This is a genomic window from Bradyrhizobium erythrophlei, from assembly GCF_900129425.1.
Taxonomy (GTDB): Bacteria; Pseudomonadota; Alphaproteobacteria; order Rhizobiales; family Xanthobacteraceae; genus Bradyrhizobium; species Bradyrhizobium erythrophlei_C.
Genome location: NZ_LT670817.1, coordinates 129,899 through 149,206, shown reverse-complemented (window position 1 = coordinate 149,206; position 19,308 = coordinate 129,899). Strand labels below are relative to the sequence as shown.

Annotated in this window: 17 protein-coding genes; 12 read left to right on the top strand and 5 right to left on the bottom strand. The window is 61.8% G+C overall.

Going from position 1 to position 19,308, the window contains the following annotated elements:
- The first annotated feature begins 8 nt into the window (after window positions 1-8).
- From B5527_RS00665 to B5527_RS00655, 3 genes are read left to right on the top strand one after another with little or no spacing between them, the layout of a single operon-like run.
- Entirely contained in the window at window positions 9-512 is a 504-nt protein-coding gene (locus tag B5527_RS00665; RefSeq protein ID WP_079599579.1) for a phage tail protein, read from the top strand.
- A gap of 9 nt (window positions 513-521) precedes the next feature.
- On the top strand, window positions 522-1,046 hold the full coding sequence (locus B5527_RS00660; protein WP_079599578.1) for a phage tail protein: 525 nt from the start codon (window positions 522-524) through the stop codon (window positions 1,044-1,046).
- Window positions 1,047-1,057: 11 nt separating this feature from the next.
- A complete protein-coding gene (locus tag B5527_RS00655; protein ID WP_079599577.1) occupies window positions 1,058-1,633 on the top strand; it encodes a GNAT family N-acetyltransferase in 576 nt (191 codons plus the stop codon).
- Here the strand turns inward: B5527_RS00655 and B5527_RS00650 are convergent.
- On the bottom strand, window positions 1,615-1,917 hold the full coding sequence (locus tag B5527_RS00650) for a DUF6916 family protein (protein WP_245332459.1): 303 nt from the start codon (window positions 1,915-1,917) through the stop codon (window positions 1,615-1,617). The genes B5527_RS00655 and B5527_RS00650 overlap by 19 nt on opposite strands.
- Window positions 1,918-2,108: 191 nt before the next feature.
- On the opposite strand from B5527_RS00650, the gene B5527_RS00645 reads away from it, so the two are divergent.
- Window positions 2,109-3,875, top strand: a complete 1,767-nt coding sequence (locus B5527_RS00645) for an acyl-CoA dehydrogenase family protein (RefSeq protein WP_079599575.1) — start codon at window positions 2,109-2,111, stop codon at window positions 3,873-3,875.
- A 158-nt stretch (window positions 3,876-4,033) separates the two neighbouring features.
- Window positions 4,034-5,584 carry an AMP-binding protein gene (locus B5527_RS00640; protein ID WP_079599574.1) on the top strand — a complete coding sequence of 517 codons (1,551 nt, stop codon included), beginning with the start codon at window positions 4,034-4,036 and terminating at the stop codon, window positions 5,582-5,584.
- A 153-nt stretch (window positions 5,585-5,737) separates the two neighbouring features.
- Here the strand turns inward: B5527_RS00640 and B5527_RS00635 are convergent, their stop codons facing one another.
- Window positions 5,738-6,424 (bottom strand): spermidine synthase, encoded by a 687-nt coding sequence (locus B5527_RS00635; RefSeq protein WP_079599573.1) that lies wholly within the window; start codon window positions 6,422-6,424, stop codon window positions 5,738-5,740.
- A 285-nt stretch (window positions 6,425-6,709) separates the two neighbouring features.
- On the opposite strand from B5527_RS00635, the gene B5527_RS00630 reads away from it, so the two are divergent.
- Genes B5527_RS00630 through B5527_RS00610 form a run of 5 tightly spaced genes read left to right on the top strand, consistent with a single transcriptional unit; the run spans window position 6,710 to window position 12,218 of the window.
- A complete protein-coding gene (locus tag B5527_RS00630; RefSeq protein WP_079599572.1) occupies window positions 6,710-8,302 on the top strand; it encodes an ABC transporter substrate-binding protein in 1,593 nt (530 codons plus the stop codon).
- Window positions 8,303-8,356: 54 nt separating this feature from the next.
- Window positions 8,357-9,304, top strand: a complete 948-nt coding sequence (locus B5527_RS00625; RefSeq protein WP_079599571.1) for an ABC transporter permease — start codon at window positions 8,357-8,359, stop codon at window positions 9,302-9,304.
- Window positions 9,305-9,322: 18 nt separating this feature from the next.
- On the top strand, window positions 9,323-10,216 hold the full coding sequence (locus B5527_RS00620) for an ABC transporter permease (RefSeq protein ID WP_079599570.1): 894 nt from the start codon (window positions 9,323-9,325) through the stop codon (window positions 10,214-10,216).
- Window positions 10,216-11,229, top strand: a complete 1,014-nt coding sequence (locus B5527_RS00615; protein ID WP_079599569.1) for an ABC transporter ATP-binding protein — start codon at window positions 10,216-10,218, stop codon at window positions 11,227-11,229. Before B5527_RS00620 ends, B5527_RS00615 begins: the two co-directional genes overlap by 1 nt.
- Window positions 11,226-12,218, top strand: coding sequence for an ABC transporter ATP-binding protein (locus tag B5527_RS00610; RefSeq protein WP_079606954.1), 993 nt, complete (start codon window positions 11,226-11,228; stop codon window positions 12,216-12,218). The genes B5527_RS00615 and B5527_RS00610 overlap by 4 nt, the downstream gene beginning before the upstream one ends.
- 205 nt (window positions 12,219-12,423) lie before the next feature.
- Here B5527_RS00610 and B5527_RS00605 read toward each other — a convergent pair whose 3' ends face one another.
- On the bottom strand, window positions 12,424-13,074 hold the full coding sequence (locus tag B5527_RS00605; protein ID WP_079599568.1) for a glutathione S-transferase family protein: 651 nt from the start codon (window positions 13,072-13,074) through the stop codon (window positions 12,424-12,426).
- Window positions 13,075-14,099: 1,025 nt separating this feature from the next.
- On the opposite strand from B5527_RS00605, the gene B5527_RS00600 reads away from it, so the two are divergent.
- Entirely contained in the window at window positions 14,100-14,423 is a 324-nt protein-coding gene (locus tag B5527_RS00600; RefSeq protein WP_245332458.1) for a hypothetical protein, read from the top strand.
- 469 nt (window positions 14,424-14,892) lie between these two features.
- Here B5527_RS00600 and B5527_RS00595 read toward each other — a convergent pair whose 3' ends face one another.
- Entirely contained in the window at window positions 14,893-16,695 is a 1,803-nt protein-coding gene (locus B5527_RS00595) for an NAD(P)/FAD-dependent oxidoreductase (protein ID WP_079599567.1), read from the bottom strand.
- A 467-nt stretch (window positions 16,696-17,162) separates the two neighbouring features.
- Between B5527_RS00595 and B5527_RS00590 the strand changes: the two genes are divergently transcribed.
- Complete coding sequence (locus B5527_RS00590; protein ID WP_079599566.1) at window positions 17,163-17,591, top strand: hypothetical protein; 429 nt, start codon at window positions 17,163-17,165, stop codon at window positions 17,589-17,591.
- A 956-nt stretch (window positions 17,592-18,547) separates the two neighbouring features.
- Here B5527_RS00590 and B5527_RS00580 read toward each other — a convergent pair.
- The gene (locus B5527_RS00580) at window positions 18,548-19,297 is read right to left on the bottom strand and encodes an MIP/aquaporin family protein (RefSeq protein WP_079599564.1); all 750 of its coding nucleotides are present in this window, start codon (window positions 19,295-19,297) and stop codon (window positions 18,548-18,550) included.
- Between the last annotated feature and the right edge of the window lie 11 nt (window positions 19,298-19,308).

The window sequence follows — 19,308 nt, the reverse complement described above, 5'->3', positions numbered from 1 at the left end:
GCATCTCCGTGTCACAGCCTTTCGTAGGGGAAATCCGCATGTTCGCCGGCAACTTCGCTCCGGCCGGCTGGCTGTTTTGTGAGGGGCAGCTCCTGCCGATCTCCGACAACGAAACCTTGTTCAACCTGATCGGCACCACCTATGGCGGCGATGGCCAAAGCACGTTCGGACTGCCGGATCTGCGCGGCCGTGTTCCGATCCATCAGGGTAACGGCTTCACTTTGGCGCAGAACGGCGGCGTCGAGACAGTGGTACTCTCGGTGCCGCAAATTCCGGGCCACACCCATTCGTTTTTGTGTACGGGCAGCACGGGCAATAGCCCCAATCCGGGCGGCAATTTTCCCGCCCAATCGACAACGATCAGTATGTATGAGAGTCAATCTCCCTCAGCCGCCATGGCCGCAGGCGCGATCGGAATGACCGGCGGCAGTCAGCCGCACGACAACTTCCAGCCGTATCTGTGCGTCGACTTCATCATCTCGCTGTTCGGCATTTTCCCGAGCCAGAGCTAGGAGCAAGCCATGGATCCGTTCGTCGCGGAGATTCGCATATTCCCGTTCAACTTCGCGCCCAAGGGTTGGGCGGTCTGCAACGGGCAATTGCTGCCGATCTCGCAAAACACCGCGCTGTTCTCGCTGCTCGGCACCACCTATGGCGGCGACGGCAAGAGCACCTTCGCTCTGCCGAACATCCAGGGCAGCGTGCCGATGCATCCCGGTCAGGGGCCCGGGCTTTCGCTGCATGATCTCGGCGAGACCGGCGGTGAGGACACGGTCCAACTGCTGGAATCCGAGATCCCGTCGCACTCGCACAATCTGATGGCGCTTGCACCGCTCGCCAACAGGACGAGTCCGGTCGGCAACACCTTCGCGCGGGCATCGGCCGGACTTCCCTATATCGCGGCGTCTCCGGCCCCGCCGCTGGTCAATCTATCGGGCATCATCGTGGCGCCCGCCGGCGGCGGCCAGCCGCACAACAACTTGATGCCCTATCTCACGCTGAATTTCTGCATCGCGATGCAAGGCGTTTTCCCGCCGCGCTCGTAAGCTCCAGGGCAATGGACCGGCCATTGTCGGCGGCACCGGCACCTGAAGCGACGTCGTTCGGCTGGACGCGCGCCACGGATGCGGGGCTGACGTTTCGCCGGATCGCGAACGCCGATCTTGCGTTTCTCGCGCGGGTTTACGCCTCGACCCGCGCCGAGGAGCTCGCCGCCCTGGACTGGCCGGACGAACAAAAGGCAGCCTTCCTGGAGCAGCAGTTCCAGGCGCAGCACGCGCACTACCAGCAATATTACCCGGATGCCGACTGGCTGGTGACGATGCGCGGCGGCGAAGATATCGGACGCCTCTATCTCGAACGCTGGCCGAGCCAGCATCGTATTATCGATATCGCGTTCCTGCCGGCGCATCGCGGCCACGGGCTCGGCGCCGCACTGCTGCGCGACCTCCTGGACGAGGCGGCCATCGCCGGCAAAGCGGTATCGATCCACGTCGAGAAGTTCAACCCGGCGATGCGGCTTTATCGTCGGCTCGGTTTCAAGACCGAAGAGGACAAGGGCGTCTATGACCTGATGCGATGGACCGCCGCCCCAGCCTCACCGCGCACCGGAGATCACGCGAACACGGCCTGATAGCCGTTGCCGCCCTGCATCGGACCGATCGGGACCAGGAACATCTCGATGATGCCGAGCGCCGGGTGCTCGACCGGATAAATGGCCTGCGGCAGCCACGGCCCCGCAGGCGCCACGAACAGCAGCGAGAATGCGCCGCCCGCGCGCATGCTCTGGCCGGCCGATTCGGCTTTTACAAGCTTCAGCGCGATCCTGCCGCCGGGGGCCTGCATGTCGAAGAGCGTATCGAGATGCGATGAAAAGTCACCGACCTTCAATGCGGCGAGGTCCGCCCTCGAGTCCATTTCCATCTCCCTGGGGTTGAGCAATCCTACTAGCACATCAGCGGCAGGTTAGCGAAGTGCCGCCGCAGGGCGGCTGCCCGGGCGAACAATTCGCGCTCGACCGGGCGGCGTCGGACAGGCATTGTTGCGACTGTCGATCCGGGAAGCTGAAGGCCCGACGATTTCTGCTGCCTCCGGAAACGAGGTCGGACATGCATGCGCCTCACACTCAGAAGCCGCTCCACGAAACCGGTCCGGATCACCTGGCGCCGGATTGTGCGGGGCAAAACTTTTACGCCGGGGATCGCGGCCTGCGCGACCTGCTCCGGCACTATCTGGAGCCGAACGACTTTCGGCGGCTGGAGCCTCATTTCGATCGCCTCGGCGCATTGGCGGGCGGGCGGCTCGATGAGCTGGCCCGGGCCGCCGACAAGCACCCGCCGGTCTTGAACGCACGGGATCGCTTCGGCCGCGACGAGGACTGGATCGACTATCATTCGTCCTACCGCGAAATGGAGAAAATCGCGTTCGGCGATTTCCAGTTTCACGCCATGAGCCATCGCGCCGGCGCGCTGGGCATGGATCGTCCACTGCCGGCGGTCGCCAAATATGCGCTGCAATATCTGTTCGTGCAGGCCGAATTCGGACTGATGTGTCCGATCAGCGTCACCGACACCTCGATCCATCTCATCAGAAAATTCGCCAGCGCCGAACTCAGGGAATATCTGCTGCCGAAGATGCTGTCGGATGACATGGCAACGCTGTGGAAGGGCACGCAGTTCATGACGGAGCGCTCCGGCGGCTCCGACGTCGGCGCCATCGAAACCACAGCGCGCTACGCGGACGGGGTGTGGCGGCTCTACGGCGACAAATGGTTTTGCTCGCACGCCGACGCTGACGTCGCGCTGCTGCTGGCGCGCCCGGAAGGCGCGGCTTCCGGCACCGCAGGGCTTGCCCTGTTTGCGCTGCCGCGCCGGCTGAAGGACGGCTGCCGCAACGCCTACCGCATCGTTCGCCTCAAGGACAAGCTGGGCACCCGCTCGATGGCGAGCGGCGAGATCCTGCTGGAGGGCGCGGTGGCCTATCTCGTCGGCGATGCCGGGCGCGGCCTCAAGCAGATGATGGAACAGGTCAACCTGTCGCGGCTTTCCCACGGCGTCCGCGCCGCCGCGATGATGCGGCGCTGCGTCAACGAGGCCCTGGTCTGCGCCCGGACGCGCGAGGCCTTCGGCAAGACCATTTTCGAATTTCCGCTGCTCCGCCGTCAGCTTCTGAAGATCATGGTGCCGACCGAACAGGCGCTCTCGATGTTCCTGTTCGCCGCCAGCGCGATGGATCGCGCCAATGCCGGGTCGAAGGAAGCGGAAAGTATCCTTCGAATTCTCACCCCGCTGCTGAAATTCCGCGCCTGCCGCGACAACATTCCGGTGGCGACCGGCGCCATGGAAGTGCGCGGCGGCAATGGCTACATCGAGGAGTGGGTGCATGCGCGGTTGATCCGCGACGCCCATATCGGCGTGCTCTGGGAAGGCACCAGCAACATCAACGCGCTTGATATCGTCACCCGCGCGGTCGGCAAGAGCCGCGCACATCGCACCCTCGCTGCCGCCCTTGCGAAACTGCTTGATGAAGCTACGCTCATCCCAGCCGCTTTCCGGGATCGGTTGCGCTCGACGCTGGATCAGACGCTGGCTTTCGCCGAGCGCGTCGCCGCCGAACCGCTGCTTGAAGAGAACGCGCGGCAAGCGGCAAGCTGCCTCTATCACATCACGAGCGCCATCCTGATGACATCCGAGGCAGCTCGGCCGGGGCTCGATGCGCGCCGGGCCCTGTATGCGAGGTTCGTGCTCGAACATCGCCTCGGCGCGCAAGATCCGCTTCAGCCGAGCGCCGGGGATTGGGAGCGCGAGGCCCAGGAAGCTGTATTTTCGCAGCGGCGGGTTTCGATCAACGAGATCGCCGGGCTGCTCGGGACGTGACCCGTCATTTTCCGGGTTGGATGATGCCCGGGACAAGCCCGGCCATGACGAGCTTTACGGTAAAGCCGTGATCATGAGGGCATGACGTCCGCCATTTCCTCCGCTAACCTGTCGCTCAAGGCTGTCAACAAGCCACGCGGTCCGCGGGAGGAGGCACGATGTACACCGGCAAGCATGCGCGTCTGCGTCCGCTGCAGCCCGCCTTCATCATGGCTGGTACCGGCGAGGCGGTGACCTACCGGGAGCTGGAGGCACGCAGCAATCGCCTCGCGCATCTGTTCCGCAATCGCGGCCTGAAGCGGCTCGACCATTATGCCATCTTCATGGAGAACAACAGCCGCTACCTCGAAGCCTGCGGCGCCGGCGAACGGTCCGGGCTGTACTTCACTTGCGTGAATTCGTATCTGACCGCGAGCGAACTTGCCTACATCATCGGCAACAGCGAATCCCGCCTCCTGATCACGTCCATGGCAAGGCTCGACATCGCGCGTGAGGCGCTCAGGGATTGCCCGAAGGTCGAACTCTGCATCGTGGCCGATGGTCGAAACGAAAGCGAGCGCATCGTCGGCCTGCAAGAAGCAACGAGCGGCCTGCCCGGCACGCCCATCGCCGACGAATGCATCGGCACCGCGATGCTTTATTCGTCGGGCACCACCGGCCGGCCGAAGGGGATTCTGCGCGCGCTGCCGGAACAACCGCCGGCCCAGCAGCTGCCGCTGTTCGATTTTCTGCAAAAACTCTGGCAGTACCGCGAAGGCATGATCTATCTGTCGCCGGCGCCGCTGTACCATTCGGCGCCGCAGGCCGCGGTCAATCTCACGATCCGGATGGGTGGCACCGCCATCATCATGGAAAGCTTCGATCCGGAGCGCTATCTCGAACTGATCGAGAAATGGGGCGTTACCCACAGCCAGCTGGTGCCGACCATGTTCTCGCGCATGCTGAAGCTGCCGGAAGCGGCGCGAAAACGCCACGACCTGTCATCCCTGGAGATCGCGATCCATGCCGCGGCGCCCTGCCCGGCGGCGGTGAAGGAAGACATGATCGAATGGTGGGGGCCGATCATCCACGAATATTACGGCGCCACCGAGGGTCTCGGCTTTACCGCCTGCAACAGCGCCGAATGGAGTGCGCATCGAGGGACCGTCGGCAAGGTCATGCTCGGCGACCTTCACATTCTCGACGAAAATATGCGGCCCTGTCCGGCCGGAGTGCCCGGCACGGTCTGGTTCAAGACCGCAACGCCGTTTGAATATTTTAACGATCCGAACAAGACCAAAGAGGCGCGCTCGCCGGACGGTAGCATGAGCACGGTCGGCGACGTCGGTTATGTCGACGGCGACGGCTATCTCCATCTGACCGACCGGGCCACTTTCATGATCATCTCGGGCGGCGTGAACATCTATCCGCAGGAATGCGAGAATTTGCTGATCACCCATCCCAAGATCGCCGACGCTGCCGTGTTCGGCGTTCCCAATGGCGATCTCGGCGAGGAAGTGAAAGCGGTGGTGCAACCGATGCCAGGAATCCTGCCGTGTCCGGATCTCGCCGAGGAACTGATCCTGTTCTGCAGCCAATCGCTGTCGCGCCAGAAAGTGCCGCGCTCGATCGACTTCGAGGCCGAACTGCCGCGGCTGCCGACCGGCAAACTCTACAAGCGACTGCTGCGCGACCGTTACTGGGACGACAAGACCTCGCGGATCGTGTGAGGCCAGGACGATCCTGCTGGTCGAGCCGACGGAGCCATTTCTTGGAACGATTCGTCTGGACCACCTCCCCTATCAGAATGTCGACCTGAAGCAGTACTACCCCTACGGAAGTCCAACGTTTCCGAAATGATCGTCCGCGACTCGATTCGTCAGCTAACGCGCGCCCTCCGGCTTTGTCGCAAACCAGATGACATGGTGCGCCCCGCTGCGCTTGGTCGTGGCGCGCACGCCGACCTCGTTCGCATCGAAGCCGGCGTCGCGAAGCCGCCTGGTAAACGCGGGATTCGGCCCCGACGACCAGACCGCGAGCACGCCGCGCGGCCGCAGCGCGGTGCGGATCGCCTTCAATCCCTTCAGGCTGTAGAGCGCATTGTTGGCCTCGCGGATCAGGCCTTCGGGACCATTGTCGACATCGAGAAGGATCGCATCGAACGCCGCGGGACGAGATTGGATCACCTCGACGACGTCGGCGCTCAAAATGTTCGCGCGCGGATCGTCGAGGCTGTCGCCGAAGATGCCGGCAAGCGGACCTCGCGCCCAGGCGATCACGGCGGGCACAAGCTCGGCCACCGTGATCCGCGCCTCGGGTCCCAGCACCGCGAGGGCGGCGCGGAGGGTGAATCCCATGCCCAATCCGCCGATCAATAAATGCGGACGCTTGACCGCTTCGATTCGTCTGCAGGCGAGCGTGGCAAGCGCCTCCTCCGATCCGCTGAGGCGGCTGTTCATCAGCTCGTTCTGGCCGAGCATCATGGAGAAATCGGCGCCCCTTCGCATCAGGCGAAGCTCAACGTCTGCGCCGGGCACGCGTGCCGAATCGATCTGCAACCACGGAATCATGCGATGCTTCTACGCTGTTTTGGCTGGATCGGGCGAGGCCCCAGCCTTTTGAACCCACGTATTCTCCGGGCGCGACGGATATGCCGCAAACACATAAGAATAAATGACAATGAAGTGCTTGTTCCTGGTGGACTTGGGTCTTCCTGCGGCGATTTTTGAGAGAGTTTGGCATTAGTCCGAAGTACCAATATTGACACCGGCCCTTGCTGGTTGCGCCCCCGCCCCGTCATGGTATCGTTTGAGATAATTGGCCCGAATGAGGCCGAACCATCGAGGGAGGGGAACATGCGGAGCGTGCAAGCGCTTGCCGCCGCCGTATTGTCTTTGCTGGCGGTATCCGATTTTGCGCATGCGGCCGAGAAGCAGGGCGGCATCCTGCGGGTCTACCATCGTGACAGTCCCGGCAGCGCCTCGATCCACGAGGGCGCGACCTATTCGGTCAATATTCCGTTCATGCCGGTGTTCAACAATCTCGTCATCTACAAGCAGGACGTCGCGCAAAACAGCCCGGACACCATCGTTCCGGATCTGGCGGAGAGCTGGGGCTGGAGCGGCGACAACAAGGTTTTGACTTTCAAATTGCGGCAGGGCGTGAAGTGGCACGACGGTAAGCCGTTCACATCTGCCGACGTCAAATGCACCTTCGACATGCTGATGGGCAAATCGCAGCAGAAGTTTCGGCAGAATCCGCGCAAGTCCTGGTACGACGAGGTCAACGATGTCACCACATCGGGCGACTTCGAGGTCGCGTTCAACCTGAAGCGGCCGCAGCCGGCGCTGTTGGCGCTGCTCGCCTCCGGATACACGCCGATCTATCCCTGCCATGTTTCGCCGGCGGAAATGCGCACGCACCCGATCGGCACCGGCCCGTTCAAGTTCGTCGAGTTCAAGGCCAACGAATCGATCAAGCTCACCCGCAATCCGGACTACTGGAAGAAGGGCCTGCCGCATCTCGACGGCATCGAGTTCACCATCATCCCGAACCGTTCGACAGCCATTCTGGCGTTCGTCGCCGGAAAATTCGACATGACGTTTCCGACCGGGATATCGATCCCGCTTCTCAAGGACATCAAGACGCAGGCGCCGAACGCGGTATGTGTCGTCGCGTCGACCAATGTGAGCACCAACATCATCGTCAACTCGTCCGCGCCTCCGTTCGACAGCCTGGATATTCGCCGCGCGATGGCGCTGGCGCTCGATCGAAAGGCGTTTGTTTCGATCCTGTTTGAAGGCCAGGGAGACATCGGCGGAACCATGCTGCCCGCGCCGGAGGGATTGTGGGGCATGCCGAAAGACATGCTGGAGACGATACCGGGCTACGGCCCCGACGTGGAAGCCAATCGGGAGCAAGCACGCAAGCTGATGCAGAAGGCGGGCTACGGGCCCGACAAGCATCTCGCCGTCAAGGTCTCGACGCGCAATATTGCGGATTACCGCGACCCCGCCGTTATCCTGATCGATCAGCTCAAGAGCATCTATATCGACGGCGAACTTGAAGTGGTCGAAACCGCCAACTGGTTCCCGAAAATCGCACGCAAGGACTATACGCTCGGTCTCAACCTCACCGGCAACGCGGTCGACGACCCGGACCAGTCGTTCTACGAGAATTATTCCTGCCACTCGGAACGCAATTACACCAACTACTGCAACCCCGGCATCGAAAAGCTGTTCGACCGGGAATCCCAGGAGACCGACATCGGCAAGCGCAAGAAGCTGGTTTGGGAAATCGACAAGCAGCTTCAGGAAGACGTCGCCCGGCCGATCATCTTCCACGGCCGCCAGGGCACGTGCTGGCAACCCTACGTCAAGGGTGTCACCATCATGGTGAACAGCTCTTACAATGGCTATCGCTACGAGGACGTGTGGCTGGATAAGTAACGTCAACCGCCACAAGCGGATGTAAGACCTCGCGCCAGTCAAGGGAGCAGCCAGGTGTTTGCCTATATCGTGCGGCGCCTCGTCCTGATGCTCGTGACCCTGTTCGGGATCTCGGTCATCATTTTTGTGCTGCTGCACATCGTGCCGGGCAATATCGTCGACATCCTGTTTGCCGCCGCGGGCTATGTCGATCCGGCCGACAAGGTGCATCTGGAGCAGGAGCTCGGGCTCGACCAGCCGATGGTCGTGCAATATCTGCACTGGATCGGCGGGCTCGCGCGCGGCGACCTCGGCTATTCCTATGTCTCCGAAAAGCCTGCGCTCGACGAAATCCTGCCGCGGATTCCGATTACGGCGCGGCTGGCTGGGCTGGCCCTGTTGTTCTCCGTGTCGATCGGCGTTCCCCTCGGCGTCATCAGCGCGGTGAAACAAGGCACGCGGCTCGACTATTTCCTGCGCGTCGTAAGCCTGAGCGGCCTGTCGCTGCCGTCGTTCTGGCTCGGCCTGTTGATCCTGATGGCCTCGGTCTCGCTGTTCGGCACCATGCCGATCTTCAATCCGAACCCGAAAACGTGGACCGAGGCATTCGCCATCTATTGCATCCCGGCCCTGGCCGTCGGCTTTCGCAGCGCCGCGCTGGTGATGCGGATCACCCGCTCCTCGATGCTCGAGGTACTGCGGCAGGATTACATCCGCACCGCCCGCGCCAAGGGCGCGTCGGAGGCGGCGGTCAACTATCACCATGCACTGAAGAACGCCATTCTGCCTGTCATCACCGTGATCGGCATCGAGGCGGCTTTCCTGGTCGGCGGGCTGATCGTCACCGAAACCGTTTTCAACATCCCCGGCGTCGCCCGCTTTCTGGTCGAGGCGATCCGGTGGCGCGACTATCCGATCGTCCAGAACCTGGTGATGCTGATCGCCGTGGTGGTCGTGGTCGCAAACTTCACGGTCGACATGCTCTATGCGGTGGTCGACCCACGGATCAGATACGCGGACTAGCCGGAACGAGAGGACCCATTGGACGCGATCAACTACGATGCCGAACTCCGACGCGCCGGCGCCCATTCCACGCATGGCTGGCGCAAGCTTGCCTTCCTTGCGCAACGCCACGTGCTGGGCACCGCCGGCCTGATCATCATGGTGATGTTCGTGCTGGCCGCGGGGCTTGCCGATGTCATCTGCCGCTTTAATCCCCTGGACATTGATTCCGCGCATGCGCTCGCCGCTCCCAGCGCCCAGCACTGGATGGGAACGGACTCCTTCGGCCGCGACGTCTGGAGCCGGATCATCCACGGTGCCCGCATATCGCTGGCCGTCGGCATCGGCTCGACCGCGCTGGGTTCGGCATTCGGCGTGACGATCGGACTCGCATCGGGCTATCTGTCCGGCTGGGTCGATCTGGTCTTCCAGCGGATTACCGATATCTTGCAGGCCTTGCCGCTGCTGGTGCTCGCACTGGTAATGACCGCCGCCTTGGGACCGTCGCTGCCGAATGTGATCATCGCGATCGCCATCCCGCTTATTCCCACCGTCGCCCGCGTGATACGCGCCAACACTTTGGCGCTGCGCGAGTTGCCGTTCGTCGAGGCCGCCAAATCCATCGGCATGAGCGAGACACGGATTGCGCTGCGTCACGTTCTGCCCAACACGCTGGCGCCCTTGATCGTGCTGGCGACCGCGCAACTCGGCTCCGCAATCCTCACCGAAGCCTCGCTGTCGTTTCTCGGCCTTGGCATTCCCGAGCCGTATCCGTCATGGGGGCGCATGCTGTCGGAGTCGGCGGCGGAATACGTCCGTACCGCGCCATGGCTGGTGATTTTTCCAGGCGTGGCCATCAGTCTTGCGGTGTTCGGAACCAACCTGCTCGGCGACGCGCTGCGCGATATCCTCGACCCGAGGCAGCGCGGCTGATGAGCGAAGTGCAGACAGAGGCGACGGTTCTCGACGTGAAGGGCCTGCAGACGGTGTTTTTCACCAACTCCGGACTGTTCAAGGCGGTCGACGACATCTCGTTCAGCGTCCGCCGCGGCGAGACGCTTGCGATCGTCGGCGAATCCGGCTGCGGCAAGAGCGTGACCGCGCTTTCCGTCATGCGGCTGGTGCCCGATCCGCCGGGCCGGATTGTCGGCGGCTCCATCATGCTCGAAGGGACCGATCTGCTCGGTCTCGACGAAGACAGCATGCGCCAGATCAGGGGCAACCGCATTTCCATGATCTTCCAGGAGCCGATGACCTCGCTCAATCCGGTGATGCGGATCGGCGACCAGATCACCGAGGCGGTCCGCCTGCATCGACCAATGAGCCGGAAGCAGGCATCGGCGATCGCGGTCGAGATGCTGCGACTGGTCAGGATTCCCGAGCCCGAGCGGCGCGCGCTCGAATATCCGCACCAGCTCTCGGGCGGCATGCGCCAGCGCGCGATGATCGCGATGGCGCTGGCCTGCCGGCCGGCGCTGTTGATCGCGGACGAGCCGACCACCGCGCTCGATGTCACGATCCAGGCCCAGATCCTGGCGCTGGTGCTCGAGCTGCAAAAAGAACTCGGCATGGGATTGATCCTGATCACGCACGACCTCGGCGTGGTGGCGCAGACGGCGCGGCGGGTCATCGTGATGTATGCCGGCAAAAAAGTCGAAGAGGCCGATGTCGAAACCCTGTTCGCTCATCCGAGACACCCGTATACGCGCGGCCTGATGGCCTCGATCCCGGCGGTGCCGTCGGCCGGCGCGAAAGCCGATGCGCGGCTGGTCGAAATTCCCGGCATGGTGCCCTCCTTGACGCGGCTGCCGAAGGGGTGCGCGTTCGCGCCGCGCTGCGGGCTTGCGATCGCCCGCTGCCACGAGGAATACCCGCCACTGCAGACCTTCGGCACCGATCATCTGGCGGCGTGCTGGCGCGCGGCGGAAACCGAAGGCGTGCCATGACCGACGCCCCCCCGTTGCTCGAAGTCTCGGACCTCATAAAACACTATCCGGTGCGAAGCGGCATCCTTCGCCGCAATGTCGGCGCCGTGCATGCCGTGGACGGCGTCAGTTTTACGGTCGGCGTCGGGGAGACGCTCGGGCTTGTCGGTGAGTCCGGCTGCGGCAAATCGACGGTCGCGCGCAGCATCCTGCGCCTGGTCGAGCCCACCGCCGGCAGCATCCGGCTCAATGGCCTGGACATCACCCATCTCGGCAAGGCCGCGTTGCGTCCGAACAGGCGTTCGATGCAGATCATCTTCCAGGACCCGTTCGCTTCGCTCAATCCGCGCATGACAGCCGGCGACATCGTCGGCGAGCCGCTCAGCGTCCATCGCCTCGCCACGGGCAACGAAAGGCGCGAGCGGGTCGCCGAACTGTTCGAGCAGGTGGGCTTGCGGCCGGATCAGATGCACAATTATCCGCACCAGTTCTCCGGCGGCCAGCGCCAGCGCATCTGCATCGCGCGCGCGCTGTCGCTCCGGCCCGATCTGATCGTCTGCGACGAGCCGGTATCGGCGCTCGACGTCTCGATCCAGGCCCAGGTGATCAATCTGTTGATCGACCTGCAGCGAAGCCACGGCTTCTCCTATCTGTTCATCGCGCATGATCTCGCCGTGGTGGCCCATATCAGTCACCGCGTCGCAGTGATGTATCTCGGGCGCATCGTCGAAATCGCCGGGAAGCGCGAGCTGTTCGCCAACCCCCGCCATCCCTATACGCAGGCCTTGCTGGCCTCCGTTCCCGTCGCGGATCCCACGGCAAGACGCCTGACGCCGCTGATCGATGGCGACGTGCCGAGCCCGATCAATCCGCCATCGGGCTGCGCCTTCCACACCCGCTGCCGGCATGTCATGGATCGATGCAGGGTGGAAAGACCTGAACTGGTTGACATCGGAGGGCAGCATCAGGTGGCGTGTTTCCTCAATGATGGGACCGGGAAGGAAAGCTAGCACTGGTTCTAGGTCAGTGGCTTCATCCTTCGAGACGCATTACCAACGGGGCGCGCATTCGCGCGACCCGTTGGCGATGCTCCTCAGGATGAGGTGCCAGACCCTCATGGTGAGGAGCGCGTCTTCGCGCGTCTCGAACCATGAGGCCGCGAGAGAAGCGACAATGATTCAAGAAAACCGGAAAACGCTTTAAGCCGCGACAGCATCAGGTGCGCCGCGCGACGTTTTGCTGTTCGCCGGCGAGATTTTCGGCAGCCACCGCGCGGCGAAAACCGTCGCGCGCCTGCAGGCGCTGCCAGTAGGCCGCGACGTTGGGCCCGAAATCTTTTGCCAGCCCGATGTTTTCGGCAAGCCGCAAGGCGTAGCCGACGACGATGTCGGCCGCCGTGAACCGTCCGGCGCACAGTGTCTCCGCCCCGGCGGTGGCGGCCTCGACGGCGCGCAGCCGGCCGAGAAACCATTTGGCGTAGTCGGTCGCGACCTGCGGATTGCGCCGCTCTTCCGGCTCGAGCTGCGTGTAGCGCAGCACCAGCGTCTGCGGAAAGGTCAGCGTCGCATCGCTGAAATACATCCAGTTCAGGAATGCGCCGAAGGCCGGCTCGCCGGCACCGACGATCAAAGGCGTCGGCCCATAACGGGTGCCGAGATAGTGGCAGATGCCGGAGGACTCCGTCATTTTTGTTTCGCCGTCGATCATCAAGGGGATGGTGCCGAGCGGATTGAGCGCGAGATATTCCTTGGCGAATACCCGCGGCGGGAACGGCAGCATTTTCAGGTCGTAGGGCAGCCCGAGTTCTTCCAGCATCCACAGCGGCCGGAACGAGCGCGCGGCGTGGCAATGATACAGTGTGATCATGTCGTTCCGTACTCCTGGTTCTTGAGGCTTGGAATGGACTGCCCATTCGTTTGCCTTTCGTGATTCCGGGCCGCGCGGCGATGGCCGGATTTCTCCGGGCCAACTTGCGTCGAGTGGCTGGTAGTAATCAATACGGCGCCGCAAACAAAATCTCGACGTCAGGAGGCGCGCTCGCGCTGCACCCTGGGCTCGTCATACCCCGCGCACGCATGCGGGGTATCCAGTACGCCGCGGCCTCTCGATTCTATCACTGGCGTCTCGGAGTACTGGATCACCCGCATGCGGGTGATGACAGTGGAGAGTGTGGAACGTCATTGCGAGCGAAGCGAAGCAATCCATAGAGCAGAAAGAAAGAATGGATTGCTTCGTCGCTTCGCTCCTCGCAATGACGGCAAATGCAGATACACCTTCGCGATCTCGCGGCGCGATGCGTCCGAGGTTTGCAATTGATCTCCGCCCTGAAAACAGAGGGCGTGGGGAATGCCGGGCGCCCGATGCACCCGCAGCCTCGTGTGCGCATATTGGTAGTAGTATGCACACGAGTATTCACAGCGAGCCATCGGAAAACACCCGACATTCTCGCACGCAATGGTTTACGGCTTATACCGTGCTCTCCCCGGTGATCGGCTTTCTTGCCACCGTCGTTACGCGGATTAATCCGCAAACTTGACACCAGCGTCGGGGTGTCAGGACCACACGTCTTCGCCGTCCGCTGCAAGCAACGCCCGTCAAGCGCGCCGCCGCGTCCACCGCATCCCGCCCCGCGTCCGTGACGTCGCGAGCCGCCCCTCTGAGTGGGACAGGACGGCAACAGACATACAACTGATTTGCGTCTTCGGAAAACCAGAATATTTTTTCAAAAGGGGCTGGACAGGAAAATCAGCCGGGCGCCCGTCGGGCAAATCAGCTGACCTGCGCGCAGGCGCTGCCAACTGTTGAAAAGCAAGACAAACCCGTAAACCATTATGCAACCTATAGCTGCTACGACGGCAACCCGAGCACCCGCACAGGTCTTTAGGTGGCGCATGCTGCGAAACGGAAGCTATTCTGCCTGGTTCAGGACCCCGCAGGGAGAAGGAACCGGCATAGTTGTACTCAGCGACGGCAAACTGACCGGTGGCGATACAATGCTCGCCTACGCTGGGACATATTTTCAAAACGGCGACAGGTTTTCGGCTTCCGTCAGGACGCAGCGGCATACGCCGGGGCAGCCTTCTGTTTTCGGCATCGACAATTTGGATTTGACACTGATCGGCAAATCTACGCCGACGACGGCATCATGCGCAGGAACCGCCAAACAAGCGCCGGACCTGCCCTTTGAGGCCACGCTTGTCCCGATGGCAGATTGACGGAGCTCCCTAGAGCACTTGCCAGTTCGGTGGCATCATCCTTCGAGACGCATCGCTTCGCGATGCTCCTCAGGATGAGGTCTGAGACCCTCATGGTGAGGAGCGCGGCAACGCCGCGCGTCTCGAACCATCAGGCCGGTTGGGTGCCTGATGGTGGTTCGATACAACTGGAAAATGCGTTAGGGAGGCCGCTAACTGAGGCGGCCTTGCATGGCCTTGTGGGGCGATGAATGCTCGACGAAAAACCAGATCCGTTAAAGACTTCGTTTTGTATTTGCATCGCGATAACTCTATTTCTGCTTTTCGCGCCATATGTCGGGGCGCTTTCGGCCGTGCTGATGATTGCCATAATTGGTCGAACCGTTTTGCGCTGGAAGCGCTGCCGCAATTCAAACCAGCTGGTAGGGCGGATTGAAGCCCGCCTCCGGACTCGTGCTACCTGACCATCTTCAAGAATCGAACAGGCCGATCAACTGAGATGGTGGACCTTCTGAAGACCGTAAACCGGCGTGGGAATGCCTTCCATTCGCGCCTTCAACTGGAGGGACAGAAACTGCGAATAGTGGCGCGACTGGTGCAGATTGCCCCCATGGAACCAAAGCGCCTCCTGCTGCGTCGGCTTCCACATGTTTCGCTGCTCGCCTTCCCACGGGCCCGGGTCTTTGGTCGTATTCGAGCCTAGTCCCCAGACCTTGCCCACCTTGTCGGCGACCTCCCTGGAGATCAGGTCCGCGGCCCAGCCGTTCATCGAACCGTAGCCGGTGGCGTAAACGACGAGATCGGCCGGCAGCTCGGTCCCGTCGCTCAAGATGACGGAATGTTCCGTGAGTTTTTTGACATCGACGCCGCTCTTCAGCTTGATGCTGCCATTGGCTACCAATTCCGAAGCACCGACGTCGATGTAGTATCCGGATCCACGCCGGAGGTATTTCATGAACAAACCGGAATCGTCGTCACCATAATCGAGCAGGAAGCCTGCCTTCTCGAGACGTTTGTAGTAATCGGCATCGCGTTCCCTGATCGCGTTGTAAACCGGGATCTGGAACTCGTGCAGAATCCTGTACGGCAGGGAAGCGAAGATCAGGTCGGCTTTGGCCGTCGTCATTCCGGACTGGACCGCCTGTTCGGAGTAAAGCGGGGCCAATCCGAGCTCCATCAGCGAGTCCGATTTCACAACATGGGTCGTCGAGCGTTGAACCATAGTGACGTCCGCTCCAGCTTCCCAAAGTGCTGCACAAATATCGTGGGCGGAATTGTTCGAGCCGATCACAACGGCTTTCTTGTTTTTGTATTTGTCCGGCCCCGGATGCCGCGACGAATGGTGCTGATCGCCCTTGAAAATATCCATGCCTTCGAATTTCGGCATGTTGGGCTTGGCGGACATTCCCGTCGCAAATACCAGCTGTTTTGGTTTGAGGACGATTTCCTGGCCGTCGCGCTGCACGACAACGGTCCATTCGCGGCTCTTCTCGTCGTAAGATGCCTTCTTGCATTCGGTTGAGCCCCAGTAGTTGAGCTCCATCACCTTTGTATACATTTCAAGCCAGTCCCCGATCTTGTCCTTCGGTGAGAAGACCGGCCAGTTCCGGGGAAAGGGCAGATAGGGCAGATGGTCGTACCAAACCGGATCATGCAGGCAGAGTGACTTGTAACGCTTGCGCCAGCTGTCGCCGGGCCTTTCGTTTTTTTCGACGATGATCGTCGGCACATTGAGCTGGCGGAGCCGGGCTCCGAGCGCGATGCCGCCCTGACCGCCTCCAATGATGACGCAGTAGGGCTGGCGCGAGTAACCGAGTTCAGCAGCTTCCGCCTCTCGTTCTTCCTTCCACGTTTTTCGATTACGTTCGGCGCCGTGTTTCGCCCCCATCGGACGGTCGAAGCCAACGGGCTCTTCGTGCCCCTTGAGTTCGCTCATGGTCGTGAGCAATGTCCATATCCGGCCGTCCTTCAGGCGCATGTGGCCAAAGCCGCGGGCGACCTCGGTTTCGAATTGTATCCAGCTCTCTGTAATTCCATCCGCTTCAGAAGCGTCCTCACCATCAGCAATTTTCCAGTTCGACGGCTTCGTATCGGCGAGCCGCGCCTTGAGCATGTCGCGAACCTGTTCCTTGCCCTCCATCGTCTTGATGTTCCAGGTGAAGGTCACGAGGTCACGCCAGTAGCAGTCGGTCTGAAAGAGATCGGCGGCCTGTTCCACCTCGCCAGCGGACAGCGCCTGGTCGAGTGCGTTGAGCAAATCAGACACTTTTCCGTTCGGCGCTTTGTCGAGCATGATAATGTCCTCCCTTGTGCTGATGGCGAAGCTGCGCTCTTTTGTTCCTTCCGGCGAACTGAAGCCGAGACACCAGCGGAACCAATGTGCTCGCGCGGTGTCATCCGATCTTTCACGATACAAAATTCTAGCACTTTGCGGCGAAGAGGCGAGTGAGAAAAACAGCTCGTAGCTCGTGGTAGCTCGCAGGGCGGATGGAGCCGACCCGTCCGCCGTAGCTTCTACGGCGAAGGCGGAAGGCGTCATACGCCATCACGTGAAAGTAGCGGTAACGGCGGATCAGAATTCCGCCCTACATCACTGCGGCAAACCGCCACGTATGCAGGAACGAGTTGACCGAAGCCATCAACCAAGCATGCTCGTATACTGTCTGCTCGCGGACGATTTGACCGAGAGCAGCCCTTACGCTGAATCCAGGCCATCCTTAACGCTGATGACGTTGAGTCAACATTTGGCAGGAGGAAACCATGGCAAAGCGATTATCTGAACAACTCGCCGAGTTGTCGGTTCAGGCCAAGAGTGCAGAAGACGCTGTGACCGCGGCGGAAAAGGAAGCGCATGATAAGGTCGTTGCACGCATGGAGCAGGCTCGCGCTGCCGCGTCAGCAGCGGTCGAAAAGGTGAATGAGGAAATCAAGTCCGCTAATGACACTGCTGCTCGAAACTGGAGTGCCGTTAAGGCGAAAGTCGCCGCCGACTTGAACGGCCTGAAGGCGAGCGTTGCTCAGGCAAAGCATGACCTGGGCGTCGAGCGCGCAGAGGATTACGCCGAAGAACTGGAGTGGGAAGCGGGCGTCGCTATCGACTACGCCATCGCGTCGATCCAGCAGGCTAGGTATGCCGTTCTCGATGCCGTCGCCGGCCGCGCTGAGGCCGAGCAAGCAAAGCGAACGTAACCTGGAATTTTCTGGCGATGGGGATTGCATGAAAGCAATCCCCATTCTGATACTTGCGGGTGTCGCTTAATCGCGCCAGGGCCTTTTCGCATGTCTTAGAGGTGCCAATAGCGGAAGCAGGCCCTACTCGATCCCCTCCTCAGCGGGCCGAGAAGCGCGGGCGGCCTTCGCGATCAATTACCTCGGAAACCCTGACCAGGTCGGTCGACCGGCTGCACCAGCACCGCAAGCGTTGCGGGTGCAATCCTGGTAAATGCCCCGACACTCGAGAGATGGTATTTGCTTCAAGGACAGGCAGTCGCGATATCGCGCGCGACAGCGATTGATGCATTTCTGATTAGCGCTGTGAGCCGCCACAAGGGTGAGCGAGTCGGGATCGGCGTCACGCGCATTGAGTATTCCGGTATTAAATGACAGCAGGAATGCGAAAAGCACGGAAACGAAGGCAAACGATCGCTTGCTACATTTCATGGCCCAGCCTCCTAGGGTCGAAAAACACGGCGAACTTGGAGTGACAGTTCGCCATTGAAGTACAGCCTTTATTTATGCGCAACAGTTTCCGACGGTTTTTGCCTGCGTGCCCTCGCTACCGCGAAGAACACAGAGCCCTGGTTGCGTCGGCCGTATTCGGGCAAGCGCGCGTGGATGGCGTTGATTGAGAAGCCGGAGGACACCGAATCCGATGACCAACTGGCTGGCGCCGAACCGGATCGGACGCCGCCATTCGACGAGGGTGACGAGCCGCGCAAAGGGCGGATCGCAGCCGACACGTCCGCCGCAGCTTCTACGGCGAAGGCGGAAGGCGTCATCCGCCATCCAGGTGGAAGCTGTCACAAACCGCCAATCGTCAACCGGCTTCGACGGCATCTTTGCCGTCGAGTGGAATCCATTTCTCTGTTCGATTCCGGCCGATTAACCGAGCGGTGCTCTGACCTTGAAGGAGCCTCGAATGGGTCTCATTCGGCGGGCGTGTGGGCGGTCCTGCTCCGCTGGCCGGCCGCCATCCCCTCATGGGAGAGAAGGCGGACGAGGCCCGTGTGCAGAATGGCGGCGACGATGGCGCCAACGACCGGGGCTGTCAGGTACAGCCAGGCATCGCTGAAATCGCCAGTCGCGACCATCGGGCCAAGCGCCCGCGCCGGATTGAAGGGGGCACCCGTGAGGGCCCCACCCATGAGGATATTGAAGGTCAGCGTCATTCCGATCGCCAGCGGTGCGAGGCTGCTGGCGCGCCCCGCAACCGCCGTGCTGAGTACGACCGTGACCAGGAAAAAGCCGAGCACGGCCTCGATCGTGAAGCCGGCAGCGGGCGTGATCGTGAGGGACGTGGTCCCCAGAGCGAGGTCGTGCGCGAGTGCGGGCGTGCCGAGGCCGGTCTCCGCGCCGCCCAATACGGTCCGCAACAATAGCGCACCGACGACACCGCCAATCAGCTGACTGACGATGTAGCCGATCGCCTCGCCGACACGCATCGCGCCGGCGGCGAGCACGCCGACAGTAACCGCGGGGTTGAAATGGCCGCCCGACACGGAGCCGTAGGCGAAGGCGAAGGCCATGATGGCCAGGCCGTGCGCGAACGCAATCGCGACGATACCGGGCATGCCGGCACCTTCGCCGACCACGGCCGCGGTGCCGGCGCCGATGAACACGAACGCGAAGGTTCCGATGAACTCCGCAAGAAGTTTGGGTGCGATCCTATCAGACATCGTTCTCTCGA